Raw genomic sequence first — 17,260 nt, 5'->3', positions numbered from 1 at the left:
AGTGAGAGGCCCCTCGTACGGCTCTTCCTCGAAGACGTCGAGCGCGGCTCCTGAGAGATGGCCCGAGCTGAGTGCTTCAATCAGCGCTGCCTCGTCGACAATGCCTCCCCGGGCGAGGTTCACGAGATGGCCGCCGGGGCGCATGACCTCAAGCTCTGGGCCGCCCACCAGGTGGTGATTCCTCGTATTGAGGGGAACGTGAACCGTCACGAGGTGGCACTCACGAAAGAGCTCCTCCTTCTCGACCCAGCGAAGATCGTACGCTTCTCCGAACTCGAGGTCGGGTACGAGATCGCAACCGTAGAGCTGGGGCTGGAACGAGCTCAGGAGTTTGACGACCCGCTTGCCAATCCGTCCGACTCCGAGCACGCCAATGTTGACTTCCCTGACGAGAAAGCCCAGAAACCGGTTCCAGGCACCTTCCCGGATCGATTTGTCCGATTCGTGGGTTTTCCGTAACAGATTGAGGATCTGACCGACGGTGAGTTCGGCGGCGCCGTCGGCGGGAGCCTCCGGCGTGAAAGTCACCACAATGCCACGCTCGCGGCAGATGTCGAACGGTATGTTGTCGAGACCGACCCCAACCCGCGAAATGACCTCGAGATTCCGTGCCGCTTCCATGACCTCCGGGGTGTACTGCTCCGTTCCCGCGATGATTCCATGGGCATCGCGTACGATGTCCGGAACCTCGCTCGACTTGAGCCGCCGGTCGTAAGGGTTGTAGCGGATTTCCCATCCCTTTTCTTCGAGGACTCTGCGCGGTCGGTCGCCGGAGGCGCCGAATGGGTGCGTCATGATCTGGACGATCTTCTGTGTCATTTAGCGTCTCCCACCCCTACCGATGGGCGTAGCCGGCCAGCACCTCGGCCAGACGGAAGGTGAATTCGTCGTCGATGTCAATCGACTCAATCGGCTCCGTCTCGTACATCAGGGGGTGGTTACCGATTCGACGACCGTTCTTGTCGAACGACTCACCGGTGAACAAATAAAGGCACGAGTTCTCCTCGAAAAGCGGTGGCAGGTCCTGCGTGCGCAGCAATTCCTCCGGGTCGTGGTTGACCGGCTTTCCATCCGAGTCGTACAACCGCGTCTGCACGCGGTTGACTGTGAAAAGTGAGTCGTAGACTTCAGATTTGGCGAACTCGCGAAGCGCGGCGGTGATCGTCTCAGAACGCAGCAGTGGGTTCGTCGCATGGGTCTGAATGTAAATCTCGGCGGCCACCTGCGAGATGTCGTGGGCGATCAGAGCGTTCATGCTGACCAAGTCCCCCCGCAGCGCCTCGGGGCGCTCGATCACCTCGACCTTCGAGAAGTTCGACGCGGCCTGCTCCGCAATCACCTCGCTGTCGGTGTTCACGACGATAATGTCAATGGCATAGGTCGACTGCAAGGTCGCGAGAATGTGATGGAACAGCGGTTTCCCGGCGAACGGTTTGGTGTTCTTGCCCGGTACGCGTTCGCTGTGCTCCTTCATCGGCACCAGCGCAGCGACCTTTTGGTTGAATATCATCGTTCCCCCATGGATTTCTCAAACGTCACCCGGAGAGTCGTTTCCGAATCTCCGCCAAGCCGTCGGCACAGGCTCTTTGAATCATCACGATGTCGAGGCTGTAGGCGATGAACCGGAAGCCCTCGTCGATTCGTCGAAACACCTCGGACACGTCCGGCTGTACACAATGGATGCCGGCGACCGCTCCGTGCTGCTTGCAGGCCTCGAGGACTCGGCCTATGACCGCTAGGTAGTCCGGATGATCGAACTGGGCGGTCAGCCCCATCGACGCCGTCAAATCGTACGGACCGACAAAAACCGCGTCCAGACCTGGCACCGACAGGATCTCGTCGATATTCTCCACAGCATCGATGTGCTCGATTTGCGCACATACAAATGAGGCGTCGTTGGCGATCTCGATCGCTCGTTCGAAGTCCGACCCATAGAGGTTGGCCCGACAGAAACCGACTCCACGGCCGCCCTCGGGAGGGTATTTCACCGCCTGTACGACCGCGTCCGCGTCTTCGGCTGAATTGACGAACGGTGCGATCACCCCGGCCGCACCAATGTCCATGAAACGCCTGACCGTGTCATGGTCGATCCCCGGCAACCTGACCAGCGGAGCGCAGTCCGGATTTCCGGCGCAGATCGCCTGGAAAATCGGTTGAGCACCCGCCACGCCGACCGCGGAGTGCTCGGCGTCGACTGTCAGGAAATCGAAGCCGGCCGAACTCATCAGCTCCGCAGAGACAGGGCTGATGGTGTTGAGCCAGCTACCAATGACGCAGCGACCGTCGTCAAGTTGCTGCCGAAGAGTGCGGGTAATGAGAGCTGGAGAAATCATGAGAACGATTCACATAATTATATCACCCAACGGGTGAGCGATTGGCCGTCATTTCACCGCCCTTGATGCTTCGTTGCCAATGTGGCCATCATTCGAGATAGCCGAGAGCCTTGAGATCCGAGATCGTCTGAGGATCCAGCACAACCGTGTTTTCTTTGCCGCCGGTGATCCCTCTCCAGATCTCGAGCTCCGCCTGCTGCATGTCGAGCAGAAAACGCGGAATGCGATCGCTTACCTCGCGACGCAGCCGCAATGGGTTCTCCTCGCTCGGATCGAGCTCCAGGTCGAAGAGCTTTATCCGAGCATGGAACGAGTCGAGCAGGTGCCAGCGGCCCATGAAAACCGATCCACAGGGTCTGTTTTCGTCGCGCGATTTCTTGAGAAGCGCCTCCTCCGAGTACGCCAGGTTTCGGTCCCAACCTTTTGCGGCACCCTCTGTCATCAGGGGGGTGAGTGACTCACCTTGCATGAGAAGGGGCCTGCTGTCGACACCAGCGAGGTCGAGAATTGTCGGCATGATATCGAGGTTCTGAACAGCGGCATCGATCACGATTCCCTGTTGGATGCGAGGTGGGTACACCATGATCAGTGGCGTGTTCAGAACCTGGACGTAGCCCGGCGGGTGGTGAGACCAGAGGCCGTGTTCACCGAGGTGTTCGCCATGATCTGCCATAAAAACGAGCAACGTATGTTCGGCTATCCCCAGATCCTCGAGGCGCTGCAGGAAGGCGGCGAACCAGTGATCGTTGGCTCGAATCTCCCCATCATAGAGGGCCCTGCGCGCTTCCAGCATCCAGCGAGGGTCCTGACGATTGAGCCGTGTTGTTGACGCCCCTCCCGACAATCCAGCCTCGAGCTCATCGAACCAGAACCTGAAGTCCTCGGGTGGATGGTACGGCTCATGTGGGTCGGCCATGTGCAAATAGAGGAAGAAGTTCCGATCGCTGTGTTCTTCGATCCACTGCATGGATGTACCGGCGTAGAGCTCTTCCGCACTTCCCAGGACACTCTCGAACAGATAGCTGAAGCCTTGATGAAGACCAGCCGGACTGCCAGCGTTAGCGTTTTGGTGAATCGATGCTGTGACAAACCCGCGTCGCCTGAGGACCTCGGCCAAGGTCAGATAATTGTCGTCCAAAGTGCCGTGGAGGTTCCAGATTCCCTCGACCCCGGTTGCCGTCGGATAGAGCGATGTCATGAATGACGGACACGAGAAACGGGTCTTGGTGGCTTGCGCATAGCATCTCTCGAAGCGTGCGCCGCGCGCCGCAAGGGCGTCCTTTACCGGAGTCGTTGAACGGTAGTAACCATAACAAGAGAGGTGGTCGGCTCGGAGTGCGTCCTCGAGGACGATGACGACGTTGAACGGACGCCCTGGTCGGCTCACGATGGACGGGTTAGACCAGAACACCACGTTGGGCGCGTTGGATGTCACCCGGAATTCGAATACCTTCTCGTCCGCATCCAGTTTCCCCAGGGGGATCCGCCAGTTCAACCAGCTGCCACCCGAATCGATGGTCTCGGACAACAACGTGTAGCGCCTGCCGTTGCGAATCAACGAAATTTCCGCGAGCACCGGAGCACCCTCGAGAAGCACCGCCCCGCCGACCACAAAATCGACAGCGTCTCCGAAATCTCCCCGTAGCGTAAAGCGCATCACCGACGAAGACGACTGGAAGATGGAGAGTCTGGTCTCCCCATCGTGTCGCCTGTGCACGACACCGTATTCAGAGTCGACATACTCCGCCTGACGGGAGAGCAGGCAGACGCTCCGAATATCGACCGGGCTTTCGTCACGAGGCGCCCGACTACGAAATCGCACGCGTATCAGGCGCTCACTGGCCCAAGGCGCGAGAGTCTCGAAGAGCTCGAAACGATAGGGATGGACAACACCATCACCAACCAGAGGAAGCTCGATCGTCACAGCATCGCCTGGGCTATCCCCTTGGAGCTCGATTTCCAATCGTCCGAGGAGTGGTGAGGCGATCTCCATCTCCAGAGCCGCGATACGCCCCATCGGAACATCCACGTTCCAGGAAGTAACTCCTTCCAGCCTCGTACTCTCTCCGTCAACCCCAAGGGTCGCGAGAGTCGCACTGTGACCGACGAAGCCCGAGCCGATCGACTCGTAGCTTGCCTGCCCGAGATGCTCGTCGAAACGGAACATCGTTCCGTTCGATGAGTCAATTCCGATGTCGTCTAACGCTCGTTCCTGGTCAAATCCGGCCGCTCGATCTGCCAGGTTCTGCGAACGACTGAGAAGCCAGGCGAGTTCCCGGTCAAGTTCCTCGACCTGAGGACCCGTGCCGCACGCAACCAGGAAAACAGAGACTGCCAGGTATAAACCCTGAGCTAGGTTTTTTCTTCGTCCCGGCTCGGTCACCCTCTTCATTTGCGGAGTTCTCCGTCGCGCCTCGGCGATATCTCGTGAGGCGGGGGCACGAGAAGATCGACCGCGATCATCGGGGAGCTCATCACACGAGCACGCTGCCATCCGGAAAACACGGGGAAAAGGCCGCTTTCGAGGGGTAAGCCCGGACTCCAGACAAGCCAGATGCGGCTCAGGTCCCTATCAGACGCGTCTCGAAGCGCGCGGGCTTCATCCTCCAGAAGCTTCGGTGAGGACAGAATTCTTCGGTCCAGCCATCCAGGGTGATCCGACTGGGATTTCGGAATCGTCTCGACCTTCACCGGCGGCTTCTGTGGTTGGACCAAATTCGCCTCGGCCAGCCCGTGCTGCACTTCGAGCTGCCACAACCCCGCGACCACGATTCGGTCGCCTTGTTCGCTTCTCGAGGCGAGTTCGTATCCGATTTCAACCCCAACGCCCTGAGGGCGAGATGGGAGTTCGGCCAGCCACATCACGATAGTCACAACACCTATCAGAGCATAGACGCCGCCAGCTACTGCTCTCGCCGAACGCCCCATACCGAGCATCGCAACCGCTGCCATGGTGGCCCCAAGAGTCCACACCATCGACTCGGTCCGCCCGGCGAAGTAGAGAGGCACGCCGGCCAGTCCTGCCAGAGCCAATCCAACAGCAGGCAACAGACCAATACCGAGCCTGATTACGGCGGCGACCTCCTTGCTCTCGCTCGCGAGACGCTTGCCGAGAACTCGCATGCCCACGACTGCCCCGGCAACCAACAGGACGAGAGATGCCAACGAAAGCCATGCGGCAACCGGCGGCTCCGAAAACTCGAAAAGAGCGGGAAATGGACCCGCTGGCGCCAGCACAGACAGCGTCGACCAACCCGGGCGGCCCGGGCCCGCTGCGGTGTCCAGCCAGCCCATCGATGAGCTGGGCGAACCGAGCATGACCGGCGACCAGATCAAAGCCGGGAGTGCCGCCGTTGCGAGCGTCACCGCCAGGGCACGCCGCCGTTGAGATGAAACGAAGAGCGCAAGCGCCGGGAGGGCGACGAAGCTCGCAACTCCCATGTAATGAAAAACGGGAAGACAGGCTGCAGCAGCTCCAAAGGCGACGATTCTCGGACCTCCGCGCTCGATCCACTCCGGGCCCCGTATCCAGGCGACGGCGTTCACGAGTGCGAGGAGGGCGTAAGCGCGCGCTTCAGTGCCGAAATAGAAAAGCGGCAGCCACGATATCGTCAACACTGCCGCCCAGGGGAGGCCGCGGCTGCCGATCGGCAACCCACGAGACGCGACCAACGGCAGAATTGAATAGGCCACAACTGACGGCATTCGCACCATCAACGTGCCGACAAATGATCCCTCGGGCCAGCCAACGAGCACAAAGAGGAGATGGCACAGCAGGTAGTGGAGCGGCGGGCCCGAATCGACAACCAGTGCCGAGAGCAACTCACCGACCGGCAGGCGCGCGAGTGAAAGCGTATAGAGCTCGTCATGCCAGACCGGCCTCAGCCACGCACCAACGAAGGCGAGAAAAAACGCGAGGGCGGACAGGGCGACGGCTCCTCCACCGGCCAATTTTTCATTGGCCATCGGCTGACGATCGCCGATCATGACGTCCCCCCATGAGCGGGCGACTTCCGATCTCGATTCAACCTCTCAACCATCAAAAGTACCAGTGCTGCGAAACCGCAGATCGAAAGAATTTTTCCAAGTCGCCGTGACCGGGATGGCGCGAGCGATGCCCGAATATTCACCGCACCTGGGCCAGTCTCCACTGCCACCAACCCGTGCCGGTTCGTATATTCCGTATCGAATCCAGAGACCTCGATGTGCCACTCCGGCCACCACTGCAGGGGCAGCAACACCATGCCCGGTATTTTGTGGGTCACGAGCCACTCACCGCCCGTCGCATTGCGGTCGACAACCTCTATCCAAGCCTGCTGACGGGCAAGGTGATCGAGGCTTTCGAGGCGGTGATAGCCGGGGGCGTACAGCCCGGCCGTGGTCGGGAGAACGGGTGCCAATCCCCACTGGTGGTGAGCAATCATCGCCAGCTCTTCGGGCGTGCTGTTGGTCGGGACCGAGTCGGCTCCCGAACCAACCCTGAGAGGCAGCAACACAAGCGGAAGGAGAAGCACAACCACCCCAACGGCGCGCCACCAATCGCGCAGGCAGGCGATTGCCATTACCGCAACCAGGGTCGTCGGACCGAGCGTGCGCCACGGGAACTGGAGAATCTCCATCTTCGGCAGATGCCACAGTGGCGCCGACAGCCGTGTACTGAGGATGACCCCGACAACAATCGCAGCTACTAACGAGAGCCTCGTGGTTCGCTCGCCTTTTGACAATACGACACAGCCGAGCACCATCAGGCTCGCCGCTGTCGCGGTCAAAAAGATACCCAACTCGCCGCTGCTCGGGAGGAAGTTGTTGCGCCAATCGAGAGGTCCACTGGTGAGCTCTCCGATCGCGAGGTATTTTGCATCCAGCACCGCCGGCACCCACAAAATCCCCGCAGTTGCCAACCCAGCCGCACTCCAGCTGACGGCACCTACAAGCTCACGTCCTTTGGACGATAGTTCCGGGCCAGCGCCCCTCATGGCGACAAGCACATACACCATCCACGAGACACCCAAAAGCCAGCCCAGTTGCAACAGCATCCCCACCTGGCATCCGGCGACCAGAAAGGTCCCGGATGCGAGGCCAACACCCCGCCACGGCGTCATCGGAGCCGGCGGCATTGCCAACGGCAGGACAATCGCCGCGCCGGCGAGGGCCCAGGCTTCCGTTGTGGTGGATCGCGACACGGCAACGGCCAGGGGGTAGGGAGCCAACGCCACCCACAACGCCGCTGGCCGGCCGGTCCAACCGGCTAATGCCACAGCAAGCACCAAAAGGGCAATGGCCAGAGAAAGGCCGACCGCACGCTGGCCATCACCTGTGATCCACGCAAGTCCGCCCTGGATGAGAAGCGGAATTGGAGAGTAGATGGAAGGCACGAAGGTCCCGGTTCCACCGTTCCAGCCACGGTGGTAGCGCGGGAACACCGCGCCCTCCCGCCAGGCTCGAACCTGCTCGACAGCGTTGATTGTGTGGTGGTAGGAGTCATCACCTCGTGGCGGTCGGAACCAGAACACTGCGGCCAGCACGATCGGAACCAGAAGCAGAGTGAGGCTCACCCTCCTCACGACATCCTCCGGGCCCGAATCAGTCCGAAGAGAGCAGCGAGCAGGGCACAACCGCTGAAGATGCCGGTGACCTGGAGAAACGGCGGTCGATACCGACCCTCGAGATCATGCCCACCGGGAGATACCTCGAGGTATTGGACAATGCCCGGACCCTGCTTAAGCTCCACCGGACGCCCGTCAAGCTTCCACCGCCAACCACTGACGGGGGTCAGAGAAATCCACAACCAGGCATGGGTCGACGTTTCGAATGCCGCCTCACACGACGTCGTGTCCAGCTCGAGTGCGGTGACGCGACCACCAGGACTCCATGGCAGCGTTGGGTCCGGTGGTCCATCACCGACGCTGACAATGGTAAGCGCACCCTGGTTGCGGAGAAGCCGCATGCCGCCGCGGCTGGAGACCACTTCCATCGAATCCGGGACGCCCTCGCCAACCGGTAGGATCATCCACTCGGCGGCAAGAGCGTCGAGCCACCACCTGTTGGCAGGGCCCTCGTCGGTGATCGCGATGTGCGAGGCCAATCGCCGGTGAGCCACCGGTGCGTCGGTCCGCGCGACCGTCAACCCTTCCTCGAGGTTGAGGTATCCGACCGGCCACAGCCGGCGTGCCTCGATGCCGGTCGCCAGCCACCGCATGACGTCCTCCGCCGGAGTCGGCACGTAGACTCGTCCTCCACTCGCGGCTTCTGGCCAGGTCGACGTATCGGCATGCACGACCCCGATCGGGCGGAGATCGACCAACTGCACGCCGGCGACCACGATTGCGATCGTCCCTACCACCAAGACGCTGACCCGAAGAAGTTTCTGCTTCGGAGTCGCTGCTGCAACCAACATCAGCAGAGCGGGCACGCCGGCAATCCACCAGCGCCAGGGATGAGTTGACACGGCACAGACGATGAGGGCGAGCAGCGCAAGAACGGTCGCCAGCCACCGGCCGCGCCCCTCGAGCCAGTCTTCGGCTCCGACGCCAACCGCCGGCAGGAGCATGGAAATTGCGGCGAGGGCGAAACGCGAGGGATAGCGCACCAGACCCCCGGTGAGAGTCGTGAACAGACCACCCGCACCGATTTCGGGCAGCGTCGCCAGCAGCGCGAGCACCCCTGCTGCGACCAGCACCCATCGTCTTCGCCAGGCTCCGAGTAGCGCACACATCAGTATCGGCGCTCCCAAAAACAGGCTTTCCGCATAGACCATCCTGCCCGCACTCGCTACCGGGCCAGGCACCACGAGCCCGCCCCATGCCGCCGGTGCGACCGCTCCGCGGAGAAGCCATGCCGCCGAGCCGCCCCGGTCTCCTTCAGCCACCCACACCAGAAACGGTGCCAGCTGGACGCTCACGATTGCCGTACCGAGGCCGACTCCCGCGAGCGCCCGCAAACGGTCGCGAGCAACCGCAAAAGCCAGCACAACCCCCATCGCCCACAGCTGGGGTTCGCCCCCGAGCCAGCCGAGGGCAGTGGCGCCGGCAAGCAGCGGCACCGCCCTGTGTCCCTTCATCCGAGAGGCCAACACCATCCACGGAATCCATGCCAGGGTTTCGAGATTATTGAGGACGCCGACGGTGAACAGGATTGGCCCCGCTGACCACGCCGTGACCTCGACCATCGTCCTGCCGAATCGGCTCGCGCCGAGATCGCGCGCGATGAGGCCCACACCCAGGGACAAAAGGGCAAGATGAACTGCGACTTCACACGCCAGGGCCCACGGCCCCGGCAGCACCAGGTGCAGCCACGCCGGCGGATAGAGCACAGCGGTCTGCGGATTTGCGAACCACACTTCCCCACATCCATTGGCGGGATTGATCCATGGGGCCGCACCGGCTCCGATAAGGTCGGCGGTCAGGGTCCGCATCGGCGCGAAGTAATCGATCAGGTCGCGGTGGGACGGTACCAGGCCGACGAGCGGCGCGAAGGCCAGTGTCAGCGGAACCCACCACAAACCGAACCGCTCCGGACGTCTCACCGGAGGGCCTCTTCGATGGCGAGGAACTGCCAGGCCGGCGCGGTCACGAGCTCGCGCTCGTATTCGCTGAGACCCTGGTGGGATCCCAAGCCTGCCGACCGCAGTGCGAGTTCATACGCCTCTTGTGCGGCATCCGGCCTTCCCCGGTCGAGCTCGAGCCGGGCGAGAAAGAGCCGCGCCCGCACCGTGTGCGGCTCTGCAGCCAGCCCGCTCTCGACGAGTTCGATTGCCCTGTCGATTTCACCGATATTTCTCTCGAGTCTCGCCCATTCCAGCCACGCCCACGGCTGATGAGGCTCGAGCTCCACCGCTCGTGCAAATGCTTCGCGAGAGGCGCGGATGCTCTCGGGCCAGGGGCCAAGGTCTGTCACGAGCCGTGAATGAACCGTGCCGTGGAGCGTCCACAACTTCGCCGCACCAGGATGGATGCGGGTTGCTCGCGCGCTCTGTGCCACTGCTTCTGCAGCTTCCCGCCACGTCCATGGTGGGCGTCGTAAGATGTCGCGTGACCGCCAGTCAAGCGGCGTGTCGTACCAGGGCTCGGCCCGCATCGTGGGCGCAACCAGCTCCGCAACCGCCCCTCCTGACCTCCACATCCACCGCGCCCACGCAGGTTCCACAACCCCCCAGAGGACGACGTACGAAAGGAGCAGACCTCGGGCGACGTTTCGACCCGAAATCGCCAACTGAGGCCCCTCGTTGACCTCTGGAGCAGTTCTCGCTTCCATCAGACCGATGATCACGGCCCACCACCAGAGGACGATGTCTGCCGTCAAGAAATCGTGGAATGCGCCCATCACAGCCATCGCCACAAGGGCCGCGACCATCGGCACGGACGCCGCACCGCGCCGACGCAGGCGTGCCCACCACAGCACAATTGCGATGACGGCGATCAGCAAGCCCACCAGTCCGGTTTGAACGAGTATTGCGAGTGGAGTCGACTCGGCGTAGGCAATCGAGAACTGGCGGTGACCGATGTGGTCGACGTGCAGCAGGCGCTCGACGCCCGCGGCGTCCAGCAAGCCGCCCGGACCGACGCCAGCGAATGGTCGGGAACCCCAGATACGAAACACAGCCGACCAGATTGAAGGCCGAAACCAGGCAAATATGTCAGGTTGACTGGCGAATCGCCAGATGAAAATCGCAGCTACCGAAATCCCGCCAGTCACGAGGCTGAAAATGCGCACCTTGCCGCGAGGCAGAGTCACAACCCCCACGACGAGCAATGCGAGGAGCCCGGCTCGCGACCCCGTCATGACCAGCCCAGCCGTGACGACGATCGCTGCCGCAAGCTGCCAACCCTTTCGAACATCGAGAATCAGGAGAGCTGGGATCGAGGTGACAAGAAGTGCGGCGGCAATGTTCGGGTTTTCGAGGAGTCCCCCGACCCGAATTCCGCCGAGTCCCACCGATTCAAGTATGACTCCGAGAGCAACGATGATAGAGCCCGTCGCCACAACAACCAATCCCGCACGGGAGCACCACTCTCCGGCCCTTCGCCCGATGGCCCACAGTGTCAGCGTAATCAACCACACAACAACCGTCTCTCGTGCCGCCAGGGGGGCGGCGGCGGCCGCGACTGCCGACACGACACCCCAGACCACGAAGCCTGCAAGCATCCACTCCTCAGCGGCCAGCCGGCCGCGAACAAGAGTGCACGCTGCTCCCAGGGCCACCGCCAACATTGCGCCGATCACCATCCGTGGTGCCGGGAAGAAAGCTCCGCCGAGGATCGCCGCCACCGCCACCACCGCCGTGGCGATCAACGTCGGGAGCTCACGGGGCGACATCGTGCCTCTCTCCGTCGAGCTGCCTGACAAGAGTTTCGAAGTTCTCGGCATAGGTGCGACTTCTGGGCCTATCCGAGGAGGCAGTCCACGCTTCAGCGGCCGCCGTCGGCGCATCCTCGAGAGCAATCGCCAATCGGGAACAAAGAGCCGCGAGGGCGGCTGATCGGGGCCTCAACCAGCGATGTTCTTCGAGCTCTGACAGCGCTTCGTCGACGACAGCGGCTTCTCCCGTGTCCAGGGCCGCGTCGGCGATGAGCCCGATGGGATCGACTCTCCAGGGAGCGAGACGCAGAGCCTGACAAGCCGTTTCGTAACGCTCGCGCGGGGACTTCCGAATCGCAGCGAAATCTTGCACTGTGATTGATGTCACGTGGAAGACCACAACTGCAAGCATTGCGGCCACAACAGCTACGAAGACGGTCCTCCCCGCCGCCGGTGGGTTGTCCGAGTCCGCATTTCCACGGACGTAGGCAAGTCCCCAGCCCAAGAGGACAGCCCAGGCGAGTGCCACCCCCGACCCGTAGAGCGAGAAATCGATCAGATTGTGGGCAGGAATCACCGCCAGCGAAGCCGCCAACTCCGGTCGCTCTGCCCAAAGCTTTCGAAGCAGCCCGAACAGCGCAATTGCTAAAAACACTCCCGCCAGAAGGCCAGCCGGGCCAAGCTCGGCGAACCACTCAAGTAGTAAGGAGTGGGCGTGTCGGGGGCTGTTACCGACCTCGAAGGGCACCGCCTGTGCCGCCTGCGCAAACCCTCCGAGACCGACGCCGGCTGCCGGTGATCCGGACCATACCCAGGTCGCGGTTCGCCAGTTGTCGACCCGAAGCCGTACGGGCTCGAGCTCGAGGACATCACCCCGCGCGCCAATCACAATCGCCAGAACGACCGTTAACACGATCAAAAGCCAAATCAGCGCTCCCCGCTTCTTGCGGACAGCCAAGGCTGCACAGGCGAGGAGCGCGAGAGCGATTCCCACCGGAGACCGGGCCAACGCGAGCCCGACGACGCAGAGCAGAGAGCCGATCGCCCAGGGAATCGAAGATCGCCCTGGTTTCACCCTGTAGACGAGGATCGGCAAGGCGGTGGCAAGCAGTACCGCCAGGTGCGAGGGCAGGAGCTGCGAGGCAAACGCACGCCCGCTGGCAATCCTTTCGGCCGCTGCCACCTGAAGATTTCCAGGAAGGTATGCGAGATCCGACGTCGCCTGATCCATCCCCCAGGCCACCTGCCACGCGCCCCACAGTGACAGGGCCGAGATGGCCAGTGCGAGCAGCGCCGGCAACCGCTCAGGCGGGGGAATCCGCGAAGCCATCCAGGCGAGCGCAACAATTGCTGCGATGAGGGCAAGTTCGATCACCGCCGCCGCAGGATCCCAACCCAGCAACCCGGAACCGCCCAGAACGGCACCGGCAGCTGCGAAAATGACCCATGGGTTCGAGCTCTCAGGAGTCCGTCGCCACGCCCACACTGCCAGTCCAAGCGCGACAGCCGCGACCACGATCGCAGTCGATGAAAATGTCTCCGCTGGCCGCCAGACACACCATGCCGCGAGGCCCAGGAGTACGGCTTGAGCTAATGTGTCTGAATTCGAGGGCAGATCGGAGTTCATCCGATGGTGAATCCCTGGCCGAGAGGTGTATTTCGGCGACTGATCCGGATTTCAGGGCACATCGATATCGTCACCAGATAATCTTACCGCGCAAAACGAAGGGGGCACCGAAGTGCCCCCAGCTGAACTTGAAAGGCGGATCAAGATCAGTCGGTCTGGATACCCTCGGGATACTGGACGAAGCTGCCGTTCGAGTAAATGATGTCGCAGTCCATGTCCTGGGTGATGCCGGCGTTGTACGAGTCCAAGGCAGCGATCTGCTTGTCGCGGGCGGCCGATCCAAGGGTGTAGAAGCGCGACTCGGATGCGGCGTAGAAGACCGTCCTCCATCCGTCTTCCCTCGGAACCGTCTTGACGTAGGTCGGCTCGAGAAAGCCCTGGAATGTCGCATCGATGGCGGAGCCCCCTCCTGCGTTGTAGGTCGGGTAGAACGCCATATCCACAGCGTAGGCCTCGACCGCCGTCCCGATTGTACGGATGTCGGCCATCGACCTCTTTTGGCGGCCACGGTTGATGGCGTTCAAAAGGTTGGGGATCGCAATCGCAGCGATGATGCCGATGATTGCGACCACGATCAGAAGTTCGATCAGGGTGAAACCACGATTCTTGCGCATGATGCTATCTCCTTTCACGGGTGGACAATGCTGCAAGGGGTGTGCCAGGTTTTCGGGCTGTATTTCCAGGGCCATAGTGACGTTTTACGTCACTCGGTGCTCCGGAGGGTCCCGCGAGACGTCACTGATTGTCAATTTTTTCGACAACAGGCGTCGTTTCCCACTCCGGACCCGCCGAGTGCCAGCTGTGCTTCGGCGACCAGACACCCGGCCAGTCCTTTTCAGCGGTTACCCTCACCTCGAGCGCATCGCACCAGTAATCGTACGCCAGACCGCCCCGCGCGTGGACGGCCACGTCCACGAGGTAATCACCGGGTGCGAGCTGTAGCGATTCATAGGCGCAGCAAATCTCGCCATCACCTTCAAGCCGTCGCGGTTTGAATCCGGCGAGATCGGTGTTGTGTCCGCTGACCTGAGTTCCGTCCTTGCGGTGCCAGGCGATACCAAAGACGAAATCTCCCACCGGGTTCCGAACCGAGTATCGAATGCGCAGGCGGCACGGGCTGCCACCCGGCACAATTTTCGATACAGCCTCGCCCACCAGCAGCTCGACTCCAACCAGCTCGACGTCCCTGTTGCCCCAGCGCTTCTGGTCTTCGGCATTTTGCCTCGGTGACGCGTCAACCTGTATTTCGGCACCTCCCGCCGCATCGCTCCGATAGCGTGCAACGACGGCGTCAGCTGCACCGTGCGCAGCGACCTGCCCCCTTTTCAGATACACCGCTCGATCTGCAAAGCGGGTCACCAGGTCGAGATCGTGCGACACCAGCACCATCGTGATGCCCCGCTGTCGCATCCGAGCCAGGCGATCGAGGCAACGGCGGGTGAAGGCTTCGTCTCCGACCGCCAAGACCTCGTCGATCAGAAGCACGTCCGGATCCGCGGCGACCGCAACCGCAAAACCCAGCCTCACGTACATCCCGGACGAATAGATCTTCACCGGCTGATCGATGAATGGCCCGATGTCGGCGAAGTCGATGATTTCCTGCATTCGGTCTTCGATCTCGCGTCGTTCGAGGCCCAGCAACATACCGTTGATGACCACGTTCTCGCGGCCGGTGATCTCGGGATGAAAGCCGGCTCCGAGTTCGATCAACGCCGTCACTCGACCGTCAACCTCGACCGTCCCGGAGGTCGGTTTGAGGATGCCTCCGGTGAGCTTGAGCATGGTTGATTTCCCGGAACCATTTGGCCCGATCAAGGCAACCGTTTCGCCTGGTGCAATTTCGAGATTCACGTTGTCGAGTGCCACGTGCTCCTTGGCGTGCACGCTCCGCCCGGAACCACGGCGGAAGAGAAACCCCTTGATCGTTTCGTGTCTTGTACGAGGACCCTGCCATTTGAAAACCTTGCAGACCTCGGAAAAGCGGATCGCACCCCTCACACCGCCTCCACCACTGTTTCCCTGAATGCGCCGAAAATCCGTGTCCCGAGCCACCAGGAGACAATGCCAACAGAGTATGCGCTGAGCCAGACCTGCGGTGCGGACACCTCGCCAGAAAATACGGCGTCACGATATACGATCACCAGGCTGGCGATTGGGTTGAAACTCAGGATGCGATGGAGAGCAACCGGCACCTGGAGCCCATCGAGGCTGTAGATGATGGGTGACGAGAAGAACAGGAGGTTCAGTAGGTGACCCACCAGGTCACGCATGTCCCGAAAGTGGACCGACAAAACCGAGACCGCAAAAACCGCCCCACCGGTTGTCAGGATCCACGGAACGAGGGCCGCGACCACCAGCGGAAACGTCCACGGGAAGGGATGGAGGCCGAAAGCGGCGCTTGCAGCCATCGCCAGCAGGAGAATCGGCACCGCCAGCAGGTGGTGAACGAGATGCGCCAGCACCGTGACAGCCGGGAAAATTTCTGGCGGACACATCACTTTGGCCAGCAGCGGACCATTGTCGACCAGGGTCACCGAACCATCGAGGACGGCGCCCGAAAAGAACAACCACGGCAACAGGCCGCTGAAGAGGAAGAGTGGATAGGGGTCACCGCCAGGAAAGCGCGGACTGAAAATATAGGTGAAGACCACCGCATACACAGCCAGCAGGAGCAGCGGATTGAGCAATGACCAGAAGAACCCGAGCACCGAAGCACGGTAGCGTGCATCGAGTTCCCGCCGTACCAGCACTGCGATCAGCGCACGGTTGCGCCACAGCTGACGAATCACTGCCATCTCGGCCTTTGTGCGCCGCGACTAACCACCAGTCGACAGGAGATCCTGCACCTGGTTGACGATGCGGCGCCGTTCCGCTTCGAGGAAACGCTGATAGCTGAGCACCTGTCCGCCGTGGACAATGAACATCATAGGGTAATGTTTCACATCTCCGTAATCGTCGAAGAGGATCGGGCCCGTCACGCCCATGAACTCGGTCACGCCGAAGTTGAGCGCTTTCAAAATCTCCATCGTTTCCGGCGGGTTGGCGAGATTCATGACCTGGATCGTCAGACCCATCGCATCGTAACCGTGCGCCGCGAACACATCGGGAGCGCGTTGATACGAGTCCATGTATTTGTTGACGAAGCTCAGGACCGGCTCCTTCTCTGAGGTCCGATCGAACGGCGGCAGCGGAAACATCACGTTTTCTGCCGCGGTACCCGCCTCGCGGATTACCTGACCGCTGTAGAAGGCCGATGTGGTCACAATCCTGCCGTCAAAACCGAGAGCGTCGAGGAACTGAATCACCTCGAGGATTTCTTCCGCGTAGCCAACCACGTATGCCGCTTTCACGCCGCTCGTGTTGAGAATTTCTGTCGCGTTCTGTTTCCACCCCTCCTGGCCAAGTTCGATGTCGGCCACGACATTTCCCCCGAGCGCCTCCTGATACTGCTTGAGGAACTCCGGCTTGATGCCACGCACGTATTCGGTGTCACCCGTGAAGAGAACGACATCGTGCTTGCCCAGCCGTTCGTGCAGGAAATTCGCCGCCGTGTGCCCTTCAAGCTCGTCCGAAGGGTAGATCCTGAAGAAATACCGGGATTGCCGGGCAAGGCCCGGAGCCGATGCGGATGGCGACAGGCACACAACCTCGAGTCGGTCGGCTTCCGGAATCATCGCAGCGGCCTCGGCACTGGTTGCTCCGCCGATCACCATCTTCGCATCCTGCTCTTCGACCAACCTGCGAAATTCTGCGACCGCGCGGTCGGGATCGGACCCGGTGTCCGCCCACAGTACCTCGAACCCGGAGGGGAGCTCATTTCGCTCTCGCGAGCCTGCAAGTGCCAGCCGAATGCCACTTTCAATGGATTCGCCGTAAGAAGCCGCCGCGCCGGTGGTCGGCAACACCACACCCACGACAGGCGTGCCGCTGCAGCCGCTCAGTAGGCCGGCAAGACCGAAGACCACACCAAATACGGAGCCAAGGCGCCGGAGCATGAGCCACC

At 61.7% G+C, this 17,260-nt stretch carries 13 protein-coding genes and 1 pseudogene; all 14 read right to left on the bottom strand.

Annotated elements, in window-relative coordinates; all coding sequences use genetic code 11:
- On the bottom strand, nt 1-819 hold an 819-nt coding region (locus tag LJE93_01760; protein MCG6947625.1), incomplete at its 3' end, for a hypothetical protein.
- A 16-nt stretch (nt 820-835) separates the two neighbouring features.
- Nucleotides 836-1,510, bottom strand: a complete 675-nt coding sequence (locus tag LJE93_01755) for an acylneuraminate cytidylyltransferase family protein (GenBank protein MCG6947624.1) — start codon at nt 1,508-1,510, stop codon at nt 836-838.
- Nucleotides 1,511-1,535: 25 nt separating this feature from the next.
- Complete coding sequence (locus LJE93_01750) at nt 1,536-2,333, bottom strand: 2,4-dihydroxyhept-2-ene-1,7-dioic acid aldolase (GenBank protein ID MCG6947623.1); 798 nt, start codon at nt 2,331-2,333, stop codon at nt 1,536-1,538.
- Nucleotides 2,334-2,421: 88 nt separating this feature from the next.
- Nucleotides 2,422-4,725: a sulfatase gene (locus LJE93_01745; GenBank protein MCG6947622.1), complete on the bottom strand. Its 2,304-nt coding sequence runs from the start codon at nt 4,723-4,725 to the stop codon at nt 2,422-2,424.
- A complete protein-coding gene (locus LJE93_01740) occupies nt 4,722-6,320 on the bottom strand; it encodes a hypothetical protein (protein ID MCG6947621.1) in 1,599 nt (532 codons plus the stop codon). Before LJE93_01740 ends, LJE93_01745 begins: the two co-directional genes overlap by 4 nt.
- A complete protein-coding gene (locus LJE93_01735) occupies nt 6,317-7,888 on the bottom strand; it encodes a hypothetical protein (GenBank protein ID MCG6947620.1) in 1,572 nt (523 codons plus the stop codon). Before LJE93_01735 ends, LJE93_01740 begins: the two co-directional genes overlap by 4 nt.
- Before the next feature lie 5 nt (nt 7,889-7,893).
- Entirely contained in the window at nt 7,894-9,858 is a 1,965-nt protein-coding gene (locus tag LJE93_01730) for a hypothetical protein (GenBank protein MCG6947619.1), read from the bottom strand.
- Nucleotides 9,855-11,648: a tetratricopeptide repeat protein gene (locus LJE93_01725; GenBank protein ID MCG6947618.1), complete on the bottom strand. Its 1,794-nt coding sequence runs from the start codon at nt 11,646-11,648 to the stop codon at nt 9,855-9,857. The genes LJE93_01730 and LJE93_01725 overlap by 4 nt, the downstream gene beginning before the upstream one ends.
- Complete coding sequence (locus LJE93_01720; protein MCG6947617.1) at nt 11,635-13,257, bottom strand: hypothetical protein; 1,623 nt, start codon at nt 13,255-13,257, stop codon at nt 11,635-11,637. The genes LJE93_01725 and LJE93_01720 overlap by 14 nt, the downstream gene beginning before the upstream one ends.
- 146 nt (nt 13,258-13,403) lie before the next feature.
- Nucleotides 13,404-13,781, bottom strand: coding sequence for a type II secretion system protein GspG (locus LJE93_01715; protein MCG6947616.1), 378 nt, complete (start codon nt 13,779-13,781; stop codon nt 13,404-13,406).
- Nucleotides 13,782-13,787: 6 nt separating this feature from the next.
- Nucleotides 13,788-13,871, bottom strand: a pseudogene (locus LJE93_01710) (type II secretion system GspH family protein).
- A gap of 121 nt (nt 13,872-13,992) precedes the next feature.
- The gene (locus LJE93_01705; GenBank protein ID MCG6947615.1) at nt 13,993-15,255 is read right to left on the bottom strand and encodes an ABC transporter ATP-binding protein; all 1,263 of its coding nucleotides are present in this window, start codon (nt 15,253-15,255) and stop codon (nt 13,993-13,995) included.
- Nucleotides 15,252-16,052: an ABC transporter permease gene (locus LJE93_01700; protein MCG6947614.1), complete on the bottom strand. Its 801-nt coding sequence runs from the start codon at nt 16,050-16,052 to the stop codon at nt 15,252-15,254. The genes LJE93_01705 and LJE93_01700 overlap by 4 nt, the downstream gene beginning before the upstream one ends.
- 21 nt (nt 16,053-16,073) lie before the next feature.
- Nucleotides 16,074-17,252, bottom strand: a complete 1,179-nt coding sequence (locus LJE93_01695; protein ID MCG6947613.1) for a penicillin-binding protein activator — start codon at nt 17,250-17,252, stop codon at nt 16,074-16,076.
- Nucleotides 17,253-17,260 lie beyond the last annotated feature (8 nt).

It is taken from the genome of Acidobacteriota bacterium (assembly GCA_022340665.1).
Classification (GTDB): domain Bacteria; phylum Acidobacteriota; class Thermoanaerobaculia; order Thermoanaerobaculales; family Sulfomarinibacteraceae; genus Sulfomarinibacter.
This window is presented reverse-complemented; position numbering and strand designations above follow the sequence as displayed.